We start from the raw sequence: 15,864 nt of genomic DNA, 5'->3' as shown, positions 1-15,864 counted from the left end.
CCCTCTCGTTGTGGTGGTCACGCCATCGCGCCCTTGAGCCGCCGTTCCAGCAGCCCGACGCCGAAGGACAGCAGCACCGTGACACAAAGATAGAGTGCCGCCACGGTGAGCCAGATTTCGAAGGTCATGAAGGTGTCGCTGATGACGTTGCGGCCCTCGTTGGTCAGGTCGAACACCGCGATCACGCTGACGATCGCCGAGTGCTTGATCAGCGAGACGCCGAGCCCCGCGAGCGGCGGCAGGATGATCCTCAGTGCCTGCGGCAGCACGATGAAGCGGTAGGCCGTGCGCCGCGAGAGGCCCAGCGTCCAGGCGGCCTCCCACTGGCCCTTGCGCACCGCCATGATGCCGCCCCGGAAGATCTCGGCGGCGAAGGCGCCCTCGAAGACGGCCAGGCACAGCACCCCGGCCCAGAAGCGCTCCAGCCCGAGGATCGGAGCAAGGATGAAATACACGAGGTAGAGCTGCACCAGCAGCGGCGTGTTGCGGATCGCCTCGACATAGGCCACCACCAGCCAGCGGCCGGCGACCGAGCCCGAGAGCCGCAGCAGCGCGGCGCCGAGGCCGATGACAACGGTCAGCACCAGCGCCAGGGCGCTGATCTGCAGCGTCACCAGCAGGCCCTTCAGCAGCGGGCCCGCGTACACTTCGCCGTCGAAGACCTGGAACAGGTAGCGCGGCACGCGGTACCATTGCCAGTTGTAGCCCATGTTGCCGGCGCCCTCGACGAGCAGCCAGCCGAGCAGGAAGAGGAACAGCGCGAACTGGAAGACGTCCAGCGCCGCCTTGCGCAGCCGCCGCGCGCGCAGCCCGGTGGGTTCGCGGCGGGTGATGCGGGCTTCACGCCTCACGCGGCGGCAGACGGCGCGGCGGGCGCGCAAAGAGGCGTTGCACCATCGGCGCGAAGACGGCGAGCGGCGCCTCCGGCAGGCCGGGCAGGATCGTGCCCTGGTCGAAGCGCGCCACGAAATCGGCGGTGGCCGCGAAATGCGGATGCCCGCGCCAGCGCTCGCGTGCGTGCTCGTCGAACGCCTCGTCGGGGTGGTCGTGGCAGTGATGCGCCAGGAAGTGCTGATGATGCTCCAGCAGCCAGCGGCTCGCGTCCGACACGTACGGCCCGAGCAGCGCGGCGGCGAAGGGCCCGTGGTTGGTCGGGCAGAGCGTGAAGCCGATGTCGTGCAGCAGCGCGACCACCACGTATTCCTCGTCGCGCCCGTCCTGCAGCGCCGCCGTGGCCGCCTGCACGCAGTGGCGGAAATTGTTCACCTGGTAGCCGAAGCTCGGATCGGCCGCCGAGGCCTCCAGCACGCGCAGCACATGCGCGGCCTGCTGCTCGGCATCGAAGACGCGCCGCTGCTCGCGCAGGCGCAGCCACTCCGGCGTGCCGAAGGCGTCGAGCTCCGGCGGCTCCACATAGCGCATCCCGTCGCGCAGCAGGGGCGAACGCGCAGGATCGCCCCGGAAGATGCGGGTCATGTTCCCCTCCTCTCCGGCGCCGTCCCCCCAGGACAGCATGCCGAAGGCGCCGGCGCGGAGCAACGAGTCGCGTGGCATCAACTGCCTGGCGCGCGGTACTTGAACGCCTTGTCGAAGCGCCCGACCACCCATTCGCCGCAGGCGATCGGCGGGTATTTCGCTTCCGACGGATCGTCGAGCAGGTCGCGCGGGTCCACCACCGCGTGGAAGGCGGGGTCGAAGAACACCGCCGCGCTCTGCCGCGTCTTGCCGGAGGTGTTCACCACGCGGTGTGGGTTGCTGCGGAAGCGGCCATTGGTCCAGCGATGCATCAGGTCGCCGATGTTCACCACGAAGGTGCCGGGGATCGGATGGGCGGTCACCCATTCCTTGCTGGTGCCTTTCACCTGCAGCCCGCCGGTCATGTCCTGCGTCAGCAGGGTGAGCCCGCCGTAATCGGTATGCGGCGCCACGCCGAACTGCGCGGCGCCGAGATCGGGCGGCTGCGGCGGGTACCAGATGGCCGAGCCGCGCGCGAGCGGCCGCGCGAAAGGCTCGGCGAAGAACTCCATGTCGCGGCCGAGGCTGAGCGCCAGGCCGCGCAGCACCGCATGGCCGGCCTCGAGCACCGCCTCGTACCAGTCGTAGAGTGCGTCGTGCAGTTCCGGCAGTGCGCTTGGCCACTGGTTCGGCCCCATCAGCGGCGTGCCGGCGGCGACTTCCGGATCGTCCTCGGGCAGTTCGAGGCCCCAGACGAAGCTTTCCTTCAGGTCGGCCTTGGCGGTGCCGTACATCTTCGCGCCGCCATGGCCGATCCAGCCGCGATGCCGCTTGTTCACCGTGACCTCGGCCTTCTGCTCCTCCGGCAGGGCGAAGAAGCGGGCGGCGGTGGAGAATACGCCCTGTGTCAGCGCGTCGGGCACGCCGTGGCCCGAGATGTAGAAGAAGCCGATGCGCTCGCTGGCTTCGCGCATCGCCGCGCCCACCGCCGCGGCGCCGGCCGCGTCGCGCGCGACCAGGGGCGCGATGTCGAGCACCGGGATCTCGTCCACCGCGATCTCGCGCGCCGTCGCATAGGCCATATCCGGGTCTCCCGCTTGTGCGCCTACGATCCCGCGCCGGCGGCCGCAAGGGAAGCCTCCCCCTCGCGTCCCGCGGCCCAATGGGCCAACTCCGCCGCCGCGATCCGCTCCTCCAGCGCCGCAGCGAGGCCGAGCGCCACCAGCGGCGCCAGCTTGAAGCCATGCCCGGAACAGGCCGAGGCCAGCCAGGCGCGCGGCCCCGCCTGGCGCAGCACGAACCGGTCCTCGGGCGCCATGGTGTAGAGGCAGTGGCGCACCCCGAGCACGCGGTGCCGCGCGAAGCCGACAATGGCGATCCGCCCGGCATCGAGCAGCGCCGCCTGCCGAGCCGGGTCGGGCGGCGCATCGGGCGCGCCCGGCGTGTCGGTGGCATAGTCGCCGATCTTCAGCCGCGCGCCTTCCCGCGGCGGCAGCACATAGACGCCGCCGGTCGCATGCCCCGGCAGCCGGCAGAGCAGCAGCGGCGCCTGCCCCCAGGCCGCGGCCAAGTCGTCCGGCGGCTGCAGATAGGCGACGGTCTGCAGCGAGACGCGCAAGCCGCTCGCCGCGGCGAGGTCCGGCAGCAGCCGCGGCGCCCAGGCGCCGGCGGCGACCACCACCTGCTCCGCCGCCACGCGTTCGCCGCCCGCCAGCCGCACGCCATCGTCTTCGACGGCCGCCACCTCCGCGCCGCCGCGCAATGTGACACCGAGACGGGGAAGCAGCGCGGCGAGGTCATCCAGGATCGGGCGCGCCAACAGGATGCCCGAGCCGTCCACCTCGACGGCGCGCAACAGGCCTTCTCGGTTCAGCACCGGGATCGCGTCCAGCGCGGCGTCATCCAGCCGGCGGAAGCCGAGCCCGGCCGCCGCCTGGGTGCGACCGACCGCCGCCTCCCAGGGTCCCTCCGCGCGCAGCGCATAGACGGCGCGGCAGGGCACCAGGCGGTCGGCGCCGGTCTCGGCGAACAGCGCGCGCCAGGCGGCGAAGCCGGCCGGCATCATCGCCGCATAGCCTTCCAGCGTGCCATAGGCATGGCGGATGATGCGCCCCTCGTCGCTGGAGGAGGCGCGCGCATCCGGCACCGCGCCCGCTTCCAGCACGGTGACCGCATGGCCGCGGCGCGCCAGCGCCCAGGCGGTGCAGAGCCCGAGCACGCCGGCACCGATCACTGCGATACGCCGCGGACGGGGCGTTGCGGCGCGGGGGATCAGGGCGGCAATCTGTCGCGTCAGGGGGAGCATGGATGCGTCTCGATCGGATGAGTTGGCCGGAGGTGGAGCAGCGCCTCGCCACAGGACGTCGCGGCGTGATCCTGCCGCTCGGCAGCCTGGAACAGCATGGCGCAGCCGGCGCGCTGGGGACCGATGCGATCTGCGCCGAGGCGGTGGCGCTGCGCGCGGCGGAGCTCGCCGGCGCCGTCGTGCTGCCGCTGCTGGCCTATGGCCCGGCCCAGTTCAACCTCGGCTTCCCCGGCACGGTCAGCCTGCGCCCTTCCACGCTGAGCGCCCTGCTGTTTGATGTGCTGGCGAGCCTCGGTCGCACCGGCTTCTCCCGCGTGCTGCTGCTGACCGGCCATGGCGGCAACACCGCGCCGGCGCTGGCAGCGATCCAGGAGGTGCTGTCCGAAGTCTCGCTCGGCCGATTGGCGTTCCCGCATCCGCTGAGCGCGAAACTCCGCGCCTGGTGGGAAGGCCCACGCTGCGGCGCGCTGCGGCAGAACCTCTATGGCGCGCGGGAGGGCTATCACGGCACGCCGTCCGAAATCGCCATCGCGTTGCACGTCACCGGAGCGCAGCCCGGTGCGTGGCCGCCCTACCGCGCGCTGCCGCCCGATCCGCTGGTGGATCTCGGCGGCGACCGGCACGAGGACGCGGTGCGCCACCGCGCGCGCTACCCGGAAGGCGTGGTCGGCGCCGACCCTTCGCTGGCGCGACCGGAACATGGCGCCGCCTTCCTGCAGGCTGCGGCGGAAGACGTCGCCGAGATCTTCCTGGCCTTCGAATCCGCGCCCGATCCCGCTCATTCCTGACGGAAGGCGGTCGCCTCCACCTCCACGGTGATGCCCGGCGCGAAGAAGCCGGTCATGTAGACCCAGCCGAGCGCCGGGCGGATGTCCTTGAACACCTCGCCATGCGCGCGGCCCGACTCCTGCCAATGCGCGGGATCGGCGACGTAGATGCGCGTCTTCACCACATCGGCGAGCGTCATGCCGACGCCCTCCAGCGCCTCCCGCACCAGGTCGAGGCAGGCGAGGGTCTGGCGATGGACATCGCCGGGATGCAGCACCGCGCCGTCCGGCCCGCAGGGGCTGCACAGCGCGGTTTCCGCATAGGGGCCCACCCGCACGGCGCGGCTGTAGCCGCAGGCCTTCTCCCAGGGCCGCCCGGTCTCGTGGTGGCGCCGCGTCACGCCTGCGCCACGTTCCATTTGCGGTTGATCTCGTCGAAGAAGCCGCTGGCGGTGCGGATGGTGATCCAGGCGTTGAGGAAGTTGGTGAACACCAGATCGTTCAGCGGCGCGAGGAAGGCCATCGGGATCGGGTTGCGCGGCTGGTTCTGGAAGATCGCGACCAGGTCCGGATATTCCTTGGTCAGGAAGGCCGCCTCGATCAGCGAGGACATCGTCGCGTCCACCCGGCCGCCGAGCAGTTCCTGCCAGTCGCGCGCCGGGCTTTCCACGCGCCGCAGCGTGGCGTTGGGCAGGCCGGACTGCACCCAGGTCTCCATCGTGGTGCCGAGATTGGTGCCGATGGTCACGCTGCGCTGGTTCAGCGCCTCCCAATCGGCGAAGCGCGTGGCGTCGCGCCGGCGCACCAGCGGGACGAAGGCGTTGCGGCCCCAGGGGATGGTGAAGCTGGCGGCCATCGCGCGCGGCACCGACATCGAGGTGCCGGTGAACACCACGTCGTACTGGTCCGCCACCAGCCCGTTGATCAGCGTGCGCCAATCGGTGGCAATGAACTCGGGACGCACATTCATGTCGCGCGCCAGCTGCTGCGCCGCCTCGATCTGATGGCCGCGGTACTCGCGGCTGGCGGGGTCGCGGAAGCTCATCGGGTTGAAGTCGCCGGTGGTGCCGAAGCGGATGCGCCCCGAGGACTGGATCGAGGCGAGCTTGCCCGATCCCGCAGCCTGCGCCTGCGCCTGGATCGGCAGGGCGAGCGCCGCGGCGGCGGCGGCCGCGGCGGGAAGGTGACGCCGGTTCATGCAGATGTCTCCTCGTTGGGCAGGCTTGTGCCGCGTGCGGCGGCAGATATCGCTGCGCGCCGTGCCTCGCGCGGAAGGCCGGCGCTCTCCAGCACGGCGCGTGCCACCGCCGCGCCATGCGCGCGCAGCAGGGCGCGGTCGTCGGCGGCCGGCGGCAGGCCGGTGACGGTATCCTGGCAGAAGGTGGCGAGCACGCCGCCCGCCGCCGCCACCGGCTTCGCCTCGGCGCGCACCGCCCGGCGCAGCATCCGGCGGAGCATCGCCACGCCGCGGTCGCTGCCCGCCAGATGCTCCAGCGCATGCACGGCGACGGGGCGCTGGCTGACCTGCGCATCGTAGTCGCCCGGCCGGCGCTGGCGGTCGGCATAGGTCGCCGAGGCGTCCTGCCCTTCGAAGTCGATGCGTCCCAGGCCGATCTCCGCCGGCCGGTCCTTGCCGTTCGGATCGAGATGGGCGCCGAGATGCCGCCAGCCGATCTGCAGGCTCGCCGTGTCGTCCACCGGCACCACCCACCGTGTCATCCCGACGCGCTGGAACGCCTTCTCGGCCGCCGCATCCTCCCAGATCGCGCCGGTCTGGTTGAGGTTGGGCAGGATGCACTCGACGGTGCGGGTCCAGACCATGCCGCCCCAGCGCCGCGTCTGCACGTTCATCATGCCGAGCGGCGTCGGGGCGAAGTCGAGCTCCTGGTCGGCGGCATTGGATTCGTCGAAATGCGCGCCGGCATTGCGCGCATGCAGCCACACCACATGGACGGGGTCCTGGCTGTTCTCGTACACCTGCAGCCAGTTGCAGGGAATCTCGAGCAGGAACGGCGCCAGCGTCACGCCCGGCTCGTCCTCCACATCGAGCACCGGCGGCGGCGGCACGGCGGCCGGGTCGCCCAGCCAGGCAAAGACCAGCCCATGCTTCTCCACGGCGGGGTAGGCGCCGTGGCGCAGCGTCTCCCGGATGCGGCTGGTCGGCGGCTCGGCGGGAGTCGCGAGGATCGTGCCGTCCAGGTCGTAATGCCAGCCATGATAGCAGCAGGAGATCCCGCGCGGCATGATCCGCCCGAACTCCAGGCTGGCGCCGCGATGGCTGCAATGGCGATGCAGCACGCCGATGCCGCCGGCGCCGTCGCGGAAGGCGACCAGGTCCTCGCCGAGGATGCGGATGGCCAGCGGCAACTCGCCGAGCTGCGACGAGAGGCAAACCGGCTGCCAGGCCGCGCGCAGATATTCGCCGCAGGGCGTGCCCGGCCCCACGGCGGTGAGCTCCGGATCGGGCGCCGGCACCTCGCGCCGATGCCGTCCGTGGTAGCGGGCGGAAAGGTCGCCCTGCATCCGGCGCCTCCCTGAATGGATGTTGCGACTTGCGCGGTTCGCCCACGGTGCGACATTCGCCGACGCGGCGCAACGCCGGCACGAGGGGAAGTCGGGATGGGGGTTTTCCAGGGCCGCGCGGCGCGCGCGGCGATGCTGCTCGTCCTGCTGCTGCCGCTGGCGGGCTGCGGCGGCAACTGGGGCTGGCACGTGGTGAACCCGACCGATCCGCGCGGCCAGGCCAACCTGACCTTCATGCTGTCCGGCTTCTGGGCGACGGTCTCGCTGTCGCTGGCGACGATGGTGCTCTCGATCCTGCTCGGGCTCGGCGTCGCGCTGATGGGCATGGCGAAGTGGCGTGCGTTGCGGTGGACCAATCGCGGTTATGTCGAGTTGTTCCGCTCCATCCCGATCCTGGTGATGATCCTCTGGGTGTTCTATGGCCTGCCCGTGGTGCTCGACATCCGGCTGGATGTCTTCGTCGCCGCGATGCTCGCCATCGCCATCTGCGATTCCGCCTTCGAGGCGGAGATCTTCCGCGCCGGCATCCAGAGCGTGGAGCGCGGCCAGCGCGAGGCGGCGATGGCGCTCGGCCTGTCGCCCTGGCAGCGGATGCGCTTCGTCATCCTGCCGCAGGCGATCCGCCGCGTGCTGCCGCCGATCGCCAACCAGTTCATCTACGTGGTGAAGATGAGCTCGTTGGCCAGCGTGATCGGCTACCAGGAGCTGACGCGCAAGGCGAACGAGCTGGTGGTCACCGTGTTCCGCCCGCTCGAGCTCTACAGCATCCTGATCCTGGAATACCTGGTGCTGATCCTGCTGATCTCCTCGGCGGTGCGCTGGCTGGAACGGCGGATGGGCGCCGACCAGGCGCACCGGCCATCGGGCTGAACGGGAGCGCAGCCCCCCGCGCTGCATGCAGTCCGGTGGCCGCGAGAGGAGGCAGGGAGGCCGAGGTGGAAGACGCGTATGCCGGACCGTCGCGCGACGACATCCTCAACGGCGAGCTCTTCCGCTTCGAGCAGGCCGAAAACGTTTCGGGCGCAGAGGGATGCCGCGTGTCAGGATTGAACTGACGACCTACCGATTACAAATCGGTTGCTCTACCGCTGAGCTAACGCGGCGTAACCCGGTTCTAGCTTTCCCGGATTGTGGCGACAACCGGCAGATCGAGGGGTCCGGAAGCCGGGATCGGCCCGCCGGGACTGCACCCGGTGCGCCATGTGCCTCCGGGAGGTCGCCAGATGCGACTCGGCGGCGCAAAAGGCTCCGGGAAGAATGGTCGGGGCGGCGGGACTCGAACCCACGACCTCCTGTACCCAAAACAGGCGCGCTACCAGGCTGCGCCACGCCCCGATGCCAGCGGCAACCTAGGGGCAGCCCCGCCGGCCGGCAAGGCGGGCGACGCTCAGGGCGCGGTGCCGAACATCGGGTGCAGCACCCGGTCGCCGACACGGATGTCCAGCTTCTCGGTGATGCCGCCCTGCAATTCGAGCGTGGCGCGCACCGGCCCGCGGCTGTCCACCGGCGTCAGGCTCAGCGGCACGGTGCGCTCGGCGATGCGGTGGATGCGGCCATCGGCGGCGATGAACACCATGTCGAGCGGCACCAGCGTGTTGCGCATCCACATGCTGCTCTCGCGCGGCGCGCCCCAGTCGAAGATCATGCCCTCGTCCGGCTTCACCTCGCGGCGGAACATCAGCCCCACCATCTGCTGGTCGGGCGAGAGCGCCATCTCCACGGTGAAATCGAGCCTGGTTCCATCGCGCTTCACGATGGTGAGCCGGTCGGTGGGCAACCGCGGTTGCGGCTGGTCCACGCCCGGCTGCGCCTGGGCGGCGCCGGCGGCGAGCGTGGCGAGGGCGGCGAGAAGCGGTCGGCGGAGCATCATGCCGCCGACCATGGCACGGGCACCCCCGGCTCCGGAAGGTCGCGCAGGGTCAGTGCCGCGAGCGCGCGGATCTCCGCGCGCACCGGCCCGGGGCGCGGCGGGTCGGCGAGCGTGGTGAACCAGTGCTCCGGCGGGTTGCGCCCGGCGGCGCGCGACCACGCCAGGCGCCGCAGCACCGCCTCGGCCTCCGGCGGCAGTCGCGGCGGGATCGGCAGCCGGTTGAGCACCGCCCAGACGCCGGCCCAGCAGCGCGCCACCGACCAGGGGTTGTATCCCCCGCCGCCCAGCACGATCAGCCTCGGCGCCAGTTGCATCACCGAAGCCACCACGGCGCGGTGCGCGGCGTTGGAGAGCGCCAGGCGGGAGAGCGGATCCTCCTCCACCGCGTCGGCGCCGCACTGGATCATGATCGCCTGCGGGCGCAGGTGGCGGATCACCGGCAGGATGGCGTGGCGCAACAGCCACTCCATCTCCGCATCGTTGAAGCCTTCGGGCACCGGCAGGTTGCGCGCATGCCCGCCGGCGCGATCCTCGGCGCGGCCGGTATGCGGCCATCGCCCGGCCTCGTGGACCGAAAGGGTGAACACCCGCGGATCGTCGTGGAAGGCCAGTTCCACCCCGTCGCCGTGATGCGCGTCGAGGTCGAGGTACAGGATGTTCGTCAGCCCCTGGTCCAGCCAGGCCAGCAGCCCGAGCACCGCATCGTTGAGGTAGCAGAAGCCGCTCGCGCGGTCCGGCATGCCGTGATGCGTGCCGCCGCCCGGGACATGCACGGTCCCGCCTGCGGCCGTCAGCCGCGCCGCCAGCAGGGTGCCGCCGGCGCCGGTGGCGGGGCGGGAGAACACCTCGCGATAGACCGGGTTGCCATGCGCGCCGATGTGATGCCGTGCGCGCGCCTCGGCGCTTACCGCCTGCTCGGCCTCCGCACGCATCAGGGCGGCGATGTACTCCGGCGTGTGGAAGCGGGTGAGTTGGTCCGGCGTGGCGCGCGGGCTGTCCACGTATTGCGCCGGGCCCACCCATCCCAGCGCCCGGATCAGGTCGAGCGTGGTGGAGACGCGCGGGATGGCCAGGGGGTGCTTCGGCCCGTAGGTCGAGCCGCGGTAGATCTCGGAGCCGATGAGCAACGGACGGGTCACCCGGCCTGACATGCCACGCCCGCCGCCCCTTGCAAGCCATCGCTGCGGGCCGCATAGATCCGTCACACATCGGGGGGAGCCCATCGGGGGCTGAGAGGCGGGCGACCGCGACCCCACGAACCTGATCCGGGTCATGCCGGCGAAGGGAACGGTGTCCGCCTTGCCTGCCAATGGGCCTGCCATCGGGCGCTCGCCCGCACCGGGATTCCGTATCCACCTGCCGCAGGGCTTCGCGCTCGGCGGCGAGCCCGTGCTTGCGCCCTGCACGCTGGAGGCCGCGGCCGGGCACTGCACCGCGCTGCTCGGGCCTTCGGGATCCGGCAAGACCACGCTGATGCGGCTGGCGGCCGGGCTCCTCGACCTGCCGCAGGGCGCGACGGTGGAGGCCGGCGACGGGCGCCCCCTTGCCGGCCGCATCGCCTGGATGGCGCAGGCCGATCTGCTGGTTCCGTGGAAGGATGCACTCGGCAATGTGCTGCTCGGCGCGCATCTGCGTGGCGAGCGGCCGGATCGCGCCCGCGCCCGCGCCCTGCTGGCCGAGGTCGGGCTCAGCGCCGCCGATGCCGGGAAACCGCCCGCCGCGCTGTCGGGCGGCATGCGCCAGCGCGTCGCCCTCGCGCGGACGCTGATGGAGGACCGGCCCGTCGTGCTGATGGACGAGCCCTTCTCCGCCGTGGACGCGCCGACGCGGCACCGGCTGCAGGACCTCGCCGCGCGGCTGCTCGCCGGTTGCACCGTGCTGCTGGTCACCCATGACCCGCTGGAGGCGCTGCGCCTCGCCGACCGCATCCTGGTGCTGGCCGGCACGCCGGCGACGCCGATGGAGGTGGCGGTGCCCGGCGGCACGCCGCCGCGGCCGGCGCGCGAGCCGGCGCTGCTCGCCGCGCAGGCCGCGCTGCTCGAACGGCTGGCGGAGGCAGCATGATCCGCGGCCTTGTCGCCGCCGCCGGGCTGGTCCTGCTGTGGCAGGGCTTCGTCTGGATCACCGAGGTGCCGCCCTTCCTGCTGCCCTCGCCCTGGCGCGTGGCGCAGGCACTGGTCGCGCGCGCCGACAGCATCGCGGGCCATGCGCTGGTCACCGGCGCCGAGATCCTGGCCGGCCTCGCGCTCGGCGCGCTGCTCGGCAGCACCATGGCGCTGACGCTGGCCGCCTGGCGCGGCGGGCGGCGCTGGCTGCTGCCGCTGCTGGTGATATCGCAGGCGATCCCGGTCTTTGCCATCGCGCCGCTGCTGACGCTCTGGTTCGGCTTCGGCATGGCGAGCAAGGTGGCGATGGCGACGCTGATCATCTTCTTCCCCGTCGCCACCGCCTTCCACGACGGGCTGCGCCGCACCGACCCGGGCCTGCTGGACCTGGCGCGCACCATGGGCGCGACGCGCGGCGCGGTGCTGTGGCGCGTCAGCGTGCCGGCGGCGCTGCCTGCGCTCGCCTCCGGCCTGCGGGTCGCCGCGGCGGTGGCGCCGATCGGCGCCATCGTCGGCGAGTGGGTCGGGTCGTCGGCCGGCCTCGGCTACCTGATGCTGCACGCCAATGGCCGCAGCCAGACCGATGTGATGTTCGCCGCGCTGTTCGTGCTGATGCTGATGGCGCTGGCGCTGTGGTTCACCCTGGACCGGCTGCTGCGCCGGGCCATCCCCTGGCAACCCGACAGCCTGCTTTCCCTGGAGAGGTCCTGATGCTGCATCGTCGTGCGCTGCTTGCCGCCTCGCTGCTCGCCATCCCCGCGCTCGCGCGCGCGCAGGGCAGAAGCGAGCAGATCACCCTGCTGCTCGACTGGTTCATCAACCCGGACCACGCGCCGATCATCGTCGCGCAGGAACGCGGCGATTTCGCCCGCGCCGGCCTCGATGTGCGGATCATCGCCCCGGCCGACCCCAACGACCCGCCGCGGCTGGTCGCGGCCAGGCGCGGCGATATCGGCGTGTTCTACCAGATGAACCTGCACCTCGCCGTGGACCAGGGGCTGCCGCTGGTGCGCGTCGGCACGCTGGTGGGGACGCCGCTGGCGACGCTGACCGTGCTGCGCGACGGGCCGATCCGCAAGCTCGCCGACCTGCGCGGCAAGCGCATCGGCTACTCGGTCGCCGGCTTCGAGGAAGTGGTGGTCGGCACCATGCTGGAGAGCGTCGGGCTGCGCCTCGAGGACGTGCGCCTGGTCAACGTGAATTTCGCGCTGTCCTCTGCGCTGATGTCGGGCCAGGTGGATGCCATCGTCGGCGGCTACCGCAACTTCGAGCTGCATCAGCTCGACATCGAAGGCCGTCCCGGCCGTGCCTTCTTCCCCGAGCAGCACGGCCTGCCGATCTATGACGAGCTGATCTACATCGCCCATCGCGACCGGGCGCGGGACCCGCTGCTGCGGAAGTTCCTGGACGCGACCGAGGCGGCAACCCATTTCATCGTGAACAACCCCGAGGAAGCCTGGCGCATGTTCATCGCCGGCCCGCGCCGCGAGCTCGACAACGCGCTGAACCAGCGCGCCTGGGCGAGCACCGCCAACCGCTTCAGCCTCGCCCCCGCGGCGCTCGACCGCAACCGCTACGCGCGCATGGCGCACCACCTGGCGGAGCGCCGGCTGATCCGCAGCGTGCCACCGCTCGACAGCTACGCCGTGGAGCTGCCGGTGGCCGCGCGGTGACGCCCTTCGATGACCGAAGGGCGCAGGCGCCTCGGCGCCGAGCACCGGAGGTCTGAATTGATGGGCCAGACAACCAAGCCGCGCATGCTGGTGGATGCCGATGCCTGCCCGGTGCGCGAGGAAGTGCTGCGCGTCGCCGGGCGGCTCGGCTTCGAGGTGGTGTTCGTCACCAACGGCTCCCGCCCGATCCGCCCGCCCGGCGTGCCCTGGGCGCGCATCGTCATGGTGACGGAGGGCGCCGACAAGGCGGATGACTGGATCGCCGAGCAGGCGACGCCGATCGATGTCTGCCTCACCGCGGACATCCCGCTCGCCGCACGTTGCCTGGAGAAGCGCGCCTTCGCGCTGAACTTCAAGGGCCATCCCTGGACCGAGAACAACATCGGATCCGCGCTGGCCGGCCGCGCGATGGCGCAGCACCTGCGGGAGATGGGGATGGGCGGCGGCCCGCCGCCGATGGCGCAGGCCGACAAATCGCGCTTCCTCAACGCGCTCGACGCCATGGCCCAGGCCGCGCTGCGCCGCGCGCGCGAGGCGGCGGGCTGAGCTCCTACTGCAGCTGCTTGCCGACCAGCGCCGCCTTGTCGTCGGTCATGAAGAAGCTGTTGAGCGTGCCGCCGCGGTCGTGGTGGAACACCTGCTCGCGCGCATCGAAGGCATAGCGGCGATAGCCGCGCGCGGCGAGCCAGGCGATCAGCTCATCCTCCGGCCATTCCAGCAGCAGCACCGGGCGATGCGCCTCGATGGTGCGCTGCCCGCCTTGCAGCACCTGCAGCTCCGTCCCCTGCACATCCACCTTGATGAAGAAGGGCTCCAGGCCGAAATCGTCGAGGCGGCGGATGCGGCAGCGCACGGTCTCGATGGACAGCTTCGCCGGATCGAAGCCGATCAGCGTGCGCTCGTTCAGCCAGGACGCCGCCGCCTCCCGGTCGGTCGAGGCCAGGCCGTCGAAGACATAGCCGCGGTAGCTCGGGATGTGCAGGCTGAACTCACCCTCCGCGGCGCCGAGGCCGACCGGTTCGATCCGCACCCCCGGCACCTCCGCGAAGCGGCGCTTCAGCGCCGCGGCGAGCTTCGGGTTCGGCTCGAAGGAGACGATGCGCGGCCGCGTCGCGCACATGCGGATGGCGGTGATGCTCTGGCCGCGGTTGGCGCCGATGTCGAGGTGCAGCCGTCCTTCGCCACCGAACAGCCGCAGCGCGCGGAAATCGGCCTCGAACGGGATGCCGGTCAGCCGCGCCAGGCGATCCTGCGCGGCCGCCTTGATGTCGCCGAGGGCCGGGAAGAAGGTCTGTGCCGTGCGGAGCACGCGCTGCGCCGAACGCATCATCGCCGCGAACTCCCGGGCTCTGCCTGTTGCGCGCCCATCCAGCGCACGTATTTGATCTCGGCCACCCAGGGATCGGGCGTGTGGCGATCGGGCGCGCCGCCGTGCCACGTCTCGCTCGCGCCCGCGACGAAGCCCTGCAGGCCGATGCTCATGGGGATGTCGGGCACGTTCTCGGTGAAGACGTGCCGCGTCTGGCCGTCGATGCGGTACTCCAGCCGGCGACCGGGATGCCAGATCGCGCCGTAGCAGTGCCACTCCGTCGCATCCACGTCGCTGAAGCGGTTGTCGTAGCGATGCCGGCCGGCCGCGTCCTTCCAGTGGATCGTCGTCATCACCTGCTTCTTGTCCACGCTCGGCACCTCGACCAGGTCGATCTCCGGCGGCCAGACCGTCCCGCCGTTGCGGTCGAGCTGGGCGGGCCAGAGCAGCAGCGCGACGCCGACGCCGCGGCCCGCCGGCAGCCGCGCCTGGATGTCCACCTGCCCGCCGAGCCAGCCATGGAAGCCGGTCGGCTCCATCCCCATCGAGATGCCGCCCGACTTCCACCGCCCGTTGTCGCGGAAGGAGCGGATGCGCAGGCCGTCATTCACCTCGATGCCGCGGTGGTCCCAGTCGAAGGCGTTGTTCCAGTAGGCGCTGCCGCCGAACATGATCTGCCATTTGCGCCGGTCGAGCGCGCGGCCTCGGAAGTCGTCCTCGAACACCTGTGATCGTCTTTCCCATGGTGGATCTGCGCGCGAGGCGACAGAAGCCGTGCCGCGCCCGGAAGTTCCGGCGGGCGCGGCCCACAGGCAATGCACAGCATGGTGAGTGGCGCAGCGGCCGGATGGCCGCGCGCCTGCGGCATGACGCGTCCGAGGGTCACATGAGCAGGGCGATCAGCCCTGCGGCATGCCCTCGGGGATGATGGTCTTCGTCAGGCTCGCGTCGAGCGCCTCGTAGTCGTGGTAGCCGATGGCCGCGTAGAGCTGCGCGCGGGTCTGCATCTCGTCGAGCATCGCCATCGTGCCGCCGGTCTCGCGGATGGTGGCGTAGAGCTTTTCCATCGCCTTGTTCGCCACCCGCATGTGGCTGACCGGCCAGATCACCATGCCATAGCCCAGCGCCTCGAACTCCTTGGCGGTGAGGAAGGGGGTGCGGCCGAACTCGGTCATGTTGGCCAGCAGCTTCACGCCCGGCATGCGGCGCGCGAACTCGGCGAACATGTCGCGGCTGTGCAGGGCTTCCGGGAAGATGCAGTCGGCACCCGCTTCCAAGTACAGCTTCGCGCGGTCCACCGCCGCGTCCATCCCCTCGCTCGCCACCGCATCGGTGCGCGCGATGATGACCAGGTGCCGCCGTGCCTTGCGGGCGGCCGCCACCTTCGCCGCCATGTCGCGCGCATCGGCCAGCTTCTTGTCGTTGAGGTGGCCGCACTTCTTCGGCAGCAGCTGGTCTTCCAGATGCACCGCGCCGGCGCCCGATTCCTCGAACACGCGGACCATGTGCATGACGTTCAGCGCCTCGCCATAGCCGGTGTCGCCATCCACCAGCATCGGCAGGCCGGCGGCGCGCGCCACCTGGCGGATGTAGAAGGCCACCTCGTCCACCGTGATCATGCCGAGGTCGGGCAGGCCCATCGTCGCCGACATCGCAGCACCCGACATGTAGAGGGCATCGAACCCGGCCTGCTTCGCCAGCACGGCGGCGATGCCGGTGTGCGCACCGGGCATCTGCAGGATCTCCGGCCGATCGAGCAGCTTGCGGAAGCGCAGGCCCGCGGGCTCGTTGGGCAGGTCGTCGCCGATCACATAGGGCATGGCTTGGCTTTCCTCTGTTCAGAACGGGCCGGTTCGG

General features: G+C 71.3%; 18 protein-coding genes, 2 tRNA genes and 1 riboswitch. Of the genes, 6 read left to right on the top strand and 14 right to left on the bottom strand.

Features of this window, described 5'->3' with window-relative positions; genetic code table 11:
• Nucleotides 1-17: 17 nt before the first annotated feature.
• From ACESM1_RS03350 to ACESM1_RS03335, 4 genes are all read right to left on the bottom strand, one after another.
• The gene (locus ACESM1_RS03350; protein WP_372617706.1) at nucleotides 18-851 is read right to left on the bottom strand and encodes an amino acid ABC transporter permease; all 834 of its coding nucleotides are present in this window, start codon (nucleotides 849-851) and stop codon (nucleotides 18-20) included.
• Nucleotides 841-1,476 (bottom strand): hypothetical protein, encoded by a 636-nt coding sequence (locus ACESM1_RS03345; protein ID WP_372617704.1) that lies wholly within the window; start codon nucleotides 1,474-1,476, stop codon nucleotides 841-843. Before ACESM1_RS03345 ends, ACESM1_RS03350 begins: the two co-directional genes overlap by 11 nt.
• 77 nt (nucleotides 1,477-1,553) lie before the next feature.
• Nucleotides 1,554-2,537, bottom strand: coding sequence for an isopenicillin N synthase family dioxygenase (locus ACESM1_RS03340; RefSeq protein ID WP_372617703.1), 984 nt, complete (start codon nucleotides 2,535-2,537; stop codon nucleotides 1,554-1,556).
• Nucleotides 2,538-2,560: 23 nt separating this feature from the next.
• On the bottom strand, nucleotides 2,561-3,760 hold the full coding sequence (locus tag ACESM1_RS03335) for an NAD(P)/FAD-dependent oxidoreductase (RefSeq protein ID WP_372617701.1): 1,200 nt from the start codon (nucleotides 3,758-3,760) through the stop codon (nucleotides 2,561-2,563).
• Nucleotides 3,761-3,762: 2 nt separating this feature from the next.
• Here ACESM1_RS03335 and ACESM1_RS03330 point away from each other — a divergent pair, with 2 nt between their 5' ends.
• Nucleotides 3,763-4,548 (top strand): creatininase family protein, encoded by a 786-nt coding sequence (locus ACESM1_RS03330; protein ID WP_372617700.1) that lies wholly within the window; start codon nucleotides 3,763-3,765, stop codon nucleotides 4,546-4,548.
• Here ACESM1_RS03330 and ACESM1_RS03325 read toward each other — a convergent pair.
• Genes ACESM1_RS03325 through ACESM1_RS03315 form a run of 3 tightly spaced genes read right to left on the bottom strand, consistent with a single transcriptional unit; the run spans nucleotide 4,539 to nucleotide 7,050 of the window.
• Nucleotides 4,539-4,946: a Rid family hydrolase gene (locus ACESM1_RS03325; RefSeq protein WP_372617698.1), complete on the bottom strand. Its 408-nt coding sequence runs from the start codon at nucleotides 4,944-4,946 to the stop codon at nucleotides 4,539-4,541. The genes ACESM1_RS03330 and ACESM1_RS03325 overlap by 10 nt on opposite strands.
• Nucleotides 4,925-5,725, bottom strand: coding sequence for a transporter substrate-binding domain-containing protein (locus tag ACESM1_RS03320; RefSeq protein WP_372617697.1), 801 nt, complete (start codon nucleotides 5,723-5,725; stop codon nucleotides 4,925-4,927). The genes ACESM1_RS03325 and ACESM1_RS03320 overlap by 22 nt, the downstream gene beginning before the upstream one ends.
• The gene (locus tag ACESM1_RS03315) at nucleotides 5,722-7,050 is read right to left on the bottom strand and encodes a Rieske 2Fe-2S domain-containing protein (RefSeq protein WP_372617695.1); all 1,329 of its coding nucleotides are present in this window, start codon (nucleotides 7,048-7,050) and stop codon (nucleotides 5,722-5,724) included. Before ACESM1_RS03315 ends, ACESM1_RS03320 begins: the two co-directional genes overlap by 4 nt.
• Nucleotides 7,051-7,146: 96 nt before the next feature.
• Between ACESM1_RS03315 and ACESM1_RS03310 the strand changes: the two genes are divergently transcribed.
• Complete coding sequence (locus ACESM1_RS03310; RefSeq protein ID WP_372617694.1) at nucleotides 7,147-7,920, top strand: amino acid ABC transporter permease; 774 nt, start codon at nucleotides 7,147-7,149, stop codon at nucleotides 7,918-7,920.
• A 161-nt stretch (nucleotides 7,921-8,081) separates the two neighbouring features.
• On the opposite strand, the gene ACESM1_RS03305 is transcribed toward ACESM1_RS03310, so the two are convergent.
• From ACESM1_RS03305 to ACESM1_RS03290, 4 genes are all read right to left on the bottom strand, one after another.
• Nucleotides 8,082-8,153: transfer RNA gene (locus ACESM1_RS03305), tRNA-Thr, on the bottom strand.
• 155 nt (nucleotides 8,154-8,308) lie between these two features.
• Nucleotides 8,309-8,385 (bottom strand) — tRNA-Pro (locus ACESM1_RS03300).
• A 52-nt stretch (nucleotides 8,386-8,437) separates the two neighbouring features.
• Nucleotides 8,438-8,920: a DUF192 domain-containing protein gene (locus tag ACESM1_RS03295; protein ID WP_372617692.1), complete on the bottom strand. Its 483-nt coding sequence runs from the start codon at nucleotides 8,918-8,920 to the stop codon at nucleotides 8,438-8,440.
• Nucleotides 8,917-10,047, bottom strand: a complete 1,131-nt coding sequence (locus ACESM1_RS03290; protein WP_411278355.1) for an acetoin utilization protein AcuC — start codon at nucleotides 10,045-10,047, stop codon at nucleotides 8,917-8,919. Before ACESM1_RS03290 ends, ACESM1_RS03295 begins: the two co-directional genes overlap by 4 nt.
• Nucleotides 10,048-10,121: 74 nt before the next feature.
• Nucleotides 10,122-10,225: riboswitch (TPP riboswitch) on the top strand.
• Between ACESM1_RS03290 and ACESM1_RS03285 the strand changes: the two genes are divergently transcribed.
• The 4 genes from ACESM1_RS03285 to ACESM1_RS03270 all read left to right on the top strand — a co-directional run bounded on the left by ACESM1_RS03285 (nucleotide 10,211) and on the right by ACESM1_RS03270 (nucleotide 13,244).
• Nucleotides 10,211-10,984 carry an ABC transporter ATP-binding protein gene (locus tag ACESM1_RS03285; RefSeq protein WP_372617689.1) on the top strand — a complete coding sequence of 258 codons (774 nt, stop codon included), beginning with the start codon at nucleotides 10,211-10,213 and terminating at the stop codon, nucleotides 10,982-10,984. Its footprint overlaps the riboswitch before it by 15 nt.
• The gene (locus tag ACESM1_RS03280; RefSeq protein ID WP_372617687.1) at nucleotides 10,981-11,736 is read left to right on the top strand and encodes an ABC transporter permease; all 756 of its coding nucleotides are present in this window, start codon (nucleotides 10,981-10,983) and stop codon (nucleotides 11,734-11,736) included. The genes ACESM1_RS03285 and ACESM1_RS03280 overlap by 4 nt, the downstream gene beginning before the upstream one ends.
• Nucleotides 11,736-12,698, top strand: coding sequence for an ABC transporter substrate-binding protein (locus ACESM1_RS03275; protein ID WP_372617685.1), 963 nt, complete (start codon nucleotides 11,736-11,738; stop codon nucleotides 12,696-12,698). Before ACESM1_RS03280 ends, ACESM1_RS03275 begins: the two co-directional genes overlap by 1 nt.
• 60 nt (nucleotides 12,699-12,758) lie before the next feature.
• On the top strand, nucleotides 12,759-13,244 hold the full coding sequence (locus ACESM1_RS03270) for a DUF188 domain-containing protein (RefSeq protein ID WP_372617684.1): 486 nt from the start codon (nucleotides 12,759-12,761) through the stop codon (nucleotides 13,242-13,244).
• A 4-nt stretch (nucleotides 13,245-13,248) separates the two neighbouring features.
• Here the strand turns inward: ACESM1_RS03270 and ACESM1_RS03265 are convergent, their stop codons facing one another.
• The 3 genes from ACESM1_RS03265 to prpB form a co-directional block, all read right to left on the bottom strand.
• Complete coding sequence (locus ACESM1_RS03265) at nucleotides 13,249-14,028, bottom strand: FkbM family methyltransferase (RefSeq protein ID WP_372617682.1); 780 nt, start codon at nucleotides 14,026-14,028, stop codon at nucleotides 13,249-13,251.
• Complete coding sequence (locus tag ACESM1_RS03260) at nucleotides 14,025-14,732, bottom strand: family 16 glycosylhydrolase (RefSeq protein WP_372617680.1); 708 nt, start codon at nucleotides 14,730-14,732, stop codon at nucleotides 14,025-14,027. The genes ACESM1_RS03265 and ACESM1_RS03260 overlap by 4 nt, the downstream gene beginning before the upstream one ends.
• A 174-nt stretch (nucleotides 14,733-14,906) precedes the next feature.
• Nucleotides 14,907-15,827, bottom strand: coding sequence for a methylisocitrate lyase (gene prpB, locus ACESM1_RS03255; RefSeq protein ID WP_372617678.1), 921 nt, complete (start codon nucleotides 15,825-15,827; stop codon nucleotides 14,907-14,909).
• Nucleotides 15,828-15,864: the final 37 nt, after the last annotated feature.

This window comes from Falsiroseomonas sp., assembly GCF_041690465.1.
Lineage (GTDB): Bacteria > Pseudomonadota > Alphaproteobacteria > Acetobacterales > Acetobacteraceae > Falsiroseomonas.
This window is presented reverse-complemented; position numbering and strand designations above follow the sequence as displayed.

What these genes read in the sequence shown, in the direction of transcription:
- ACESM1_RS03345 (WP_372617704.1), bottom strand. Translation starts at nt 1,476, where the DNA reads ATGACCCGCATCTTCCGGGGCGATCCTGCGCGTTCGCCCCTGCTGCGC.
- ACESM1_RS03340 (WP_372617703.1), bottom strand. Translation starts at nt 2,537, where the DNA reads ATGGCCTATGCGACGGCGCGCGAGATCGCGGTGGACGAGATCCCGGTG.
- ACESM1_RS03335 (WP_372617701.1), bottom strand. Translation starts at nt 3,760, where the DNA reads ATGCTCCCCCTGACGCGACAGATTGCCGCCCTGATCCCCCGCGCCGCA.
- ACESM1_RS03330 (WP_372617700.1), top strand. Translation starts at nt 3,763, where the DNA reads ATGCGTCTCGATCGGATGAGTTGGCCGGAGGTGGAGCAGCGCCTCGCC.
- ACESM1_RS03325 (WP_372617698.1), bottom strand. Translation starts at nt 4,946, where the DNA reads ATGGAACGTGGCGCAGGCGTGACGCGGCGCCACCACGAGACCGGGCGG.
- ACESM1_RS03320 (WP_372617697.1), bottom strand. Translation starts at nt 5,725, where the DNA reads ATGAACCGGCGTCACCTTCCCGCCGCGGCCGCCGCCGCCGCGGCGCTC.
- ACESM1_RS03315 (WP_372617695.1), bottom strand. Translation starts at nt 7,050, where the DNA reads ATGCAGGGCGACCTTTCCGCCCGCTACCACGGACGGCATCGGCGCGAG.
- ACESM1_RS03310 (WP_372617694.1), top strand. Translation starts at nt 7,147, where the DNA reads ATGGGGGTTTTCCAGGGCCGCGCGGCGCGCGCGGCGATGCTGCTCGTC.
- ACESM1_RS03295 (WP_372617692.1), bottom strand. Translation starts at nt 8,920, where the DNA reads ATGATGCTCCGCCGACCGCTTCTCGCCGCCCTCGCCACGCTCGCCGCC.
- ACESM1_RS03280 (WP_372617687.1), top strand. Translation starts at nt 10,981, where the DNA reads ATGATCCGCGGCCTTGTCGCCGCCGCCGGGCTGGTCCTGCTGTGGCAG.
- ACESM1_RS03275 (WP_372617685.1), top strand. Translation starts at nt 11,736, where the DNA reads ATGCTGCATCGTCGTGCGCTGCTTGCCGCCTCGCTGCTCGCCATCCCC.
- ACESM1_RS03270 (WP_372617684.1), top strand. Translation starts at nt 12,759, where the DNA reads ATGGGCCAGACAACCAAGCCGCGCATGCTGGTGGATGCCGATGCCTGC.
- ACESM1_RS03265 (WP_372617682.1), bottom strand. Translation starts at nt 14,028, where the DNA reads ATGATGCGTTCGGCGCAGCGCGTGCTCCGCACGGCACAGACCTTCTTC.
- prpB (WP_372617678.1), bottom strand. Translation starts at nt 15,827, where the DNA reads ATGCCCTATGTGATCGGCGACGACCTGCCCAACGAGCCCGCGGGCCTG.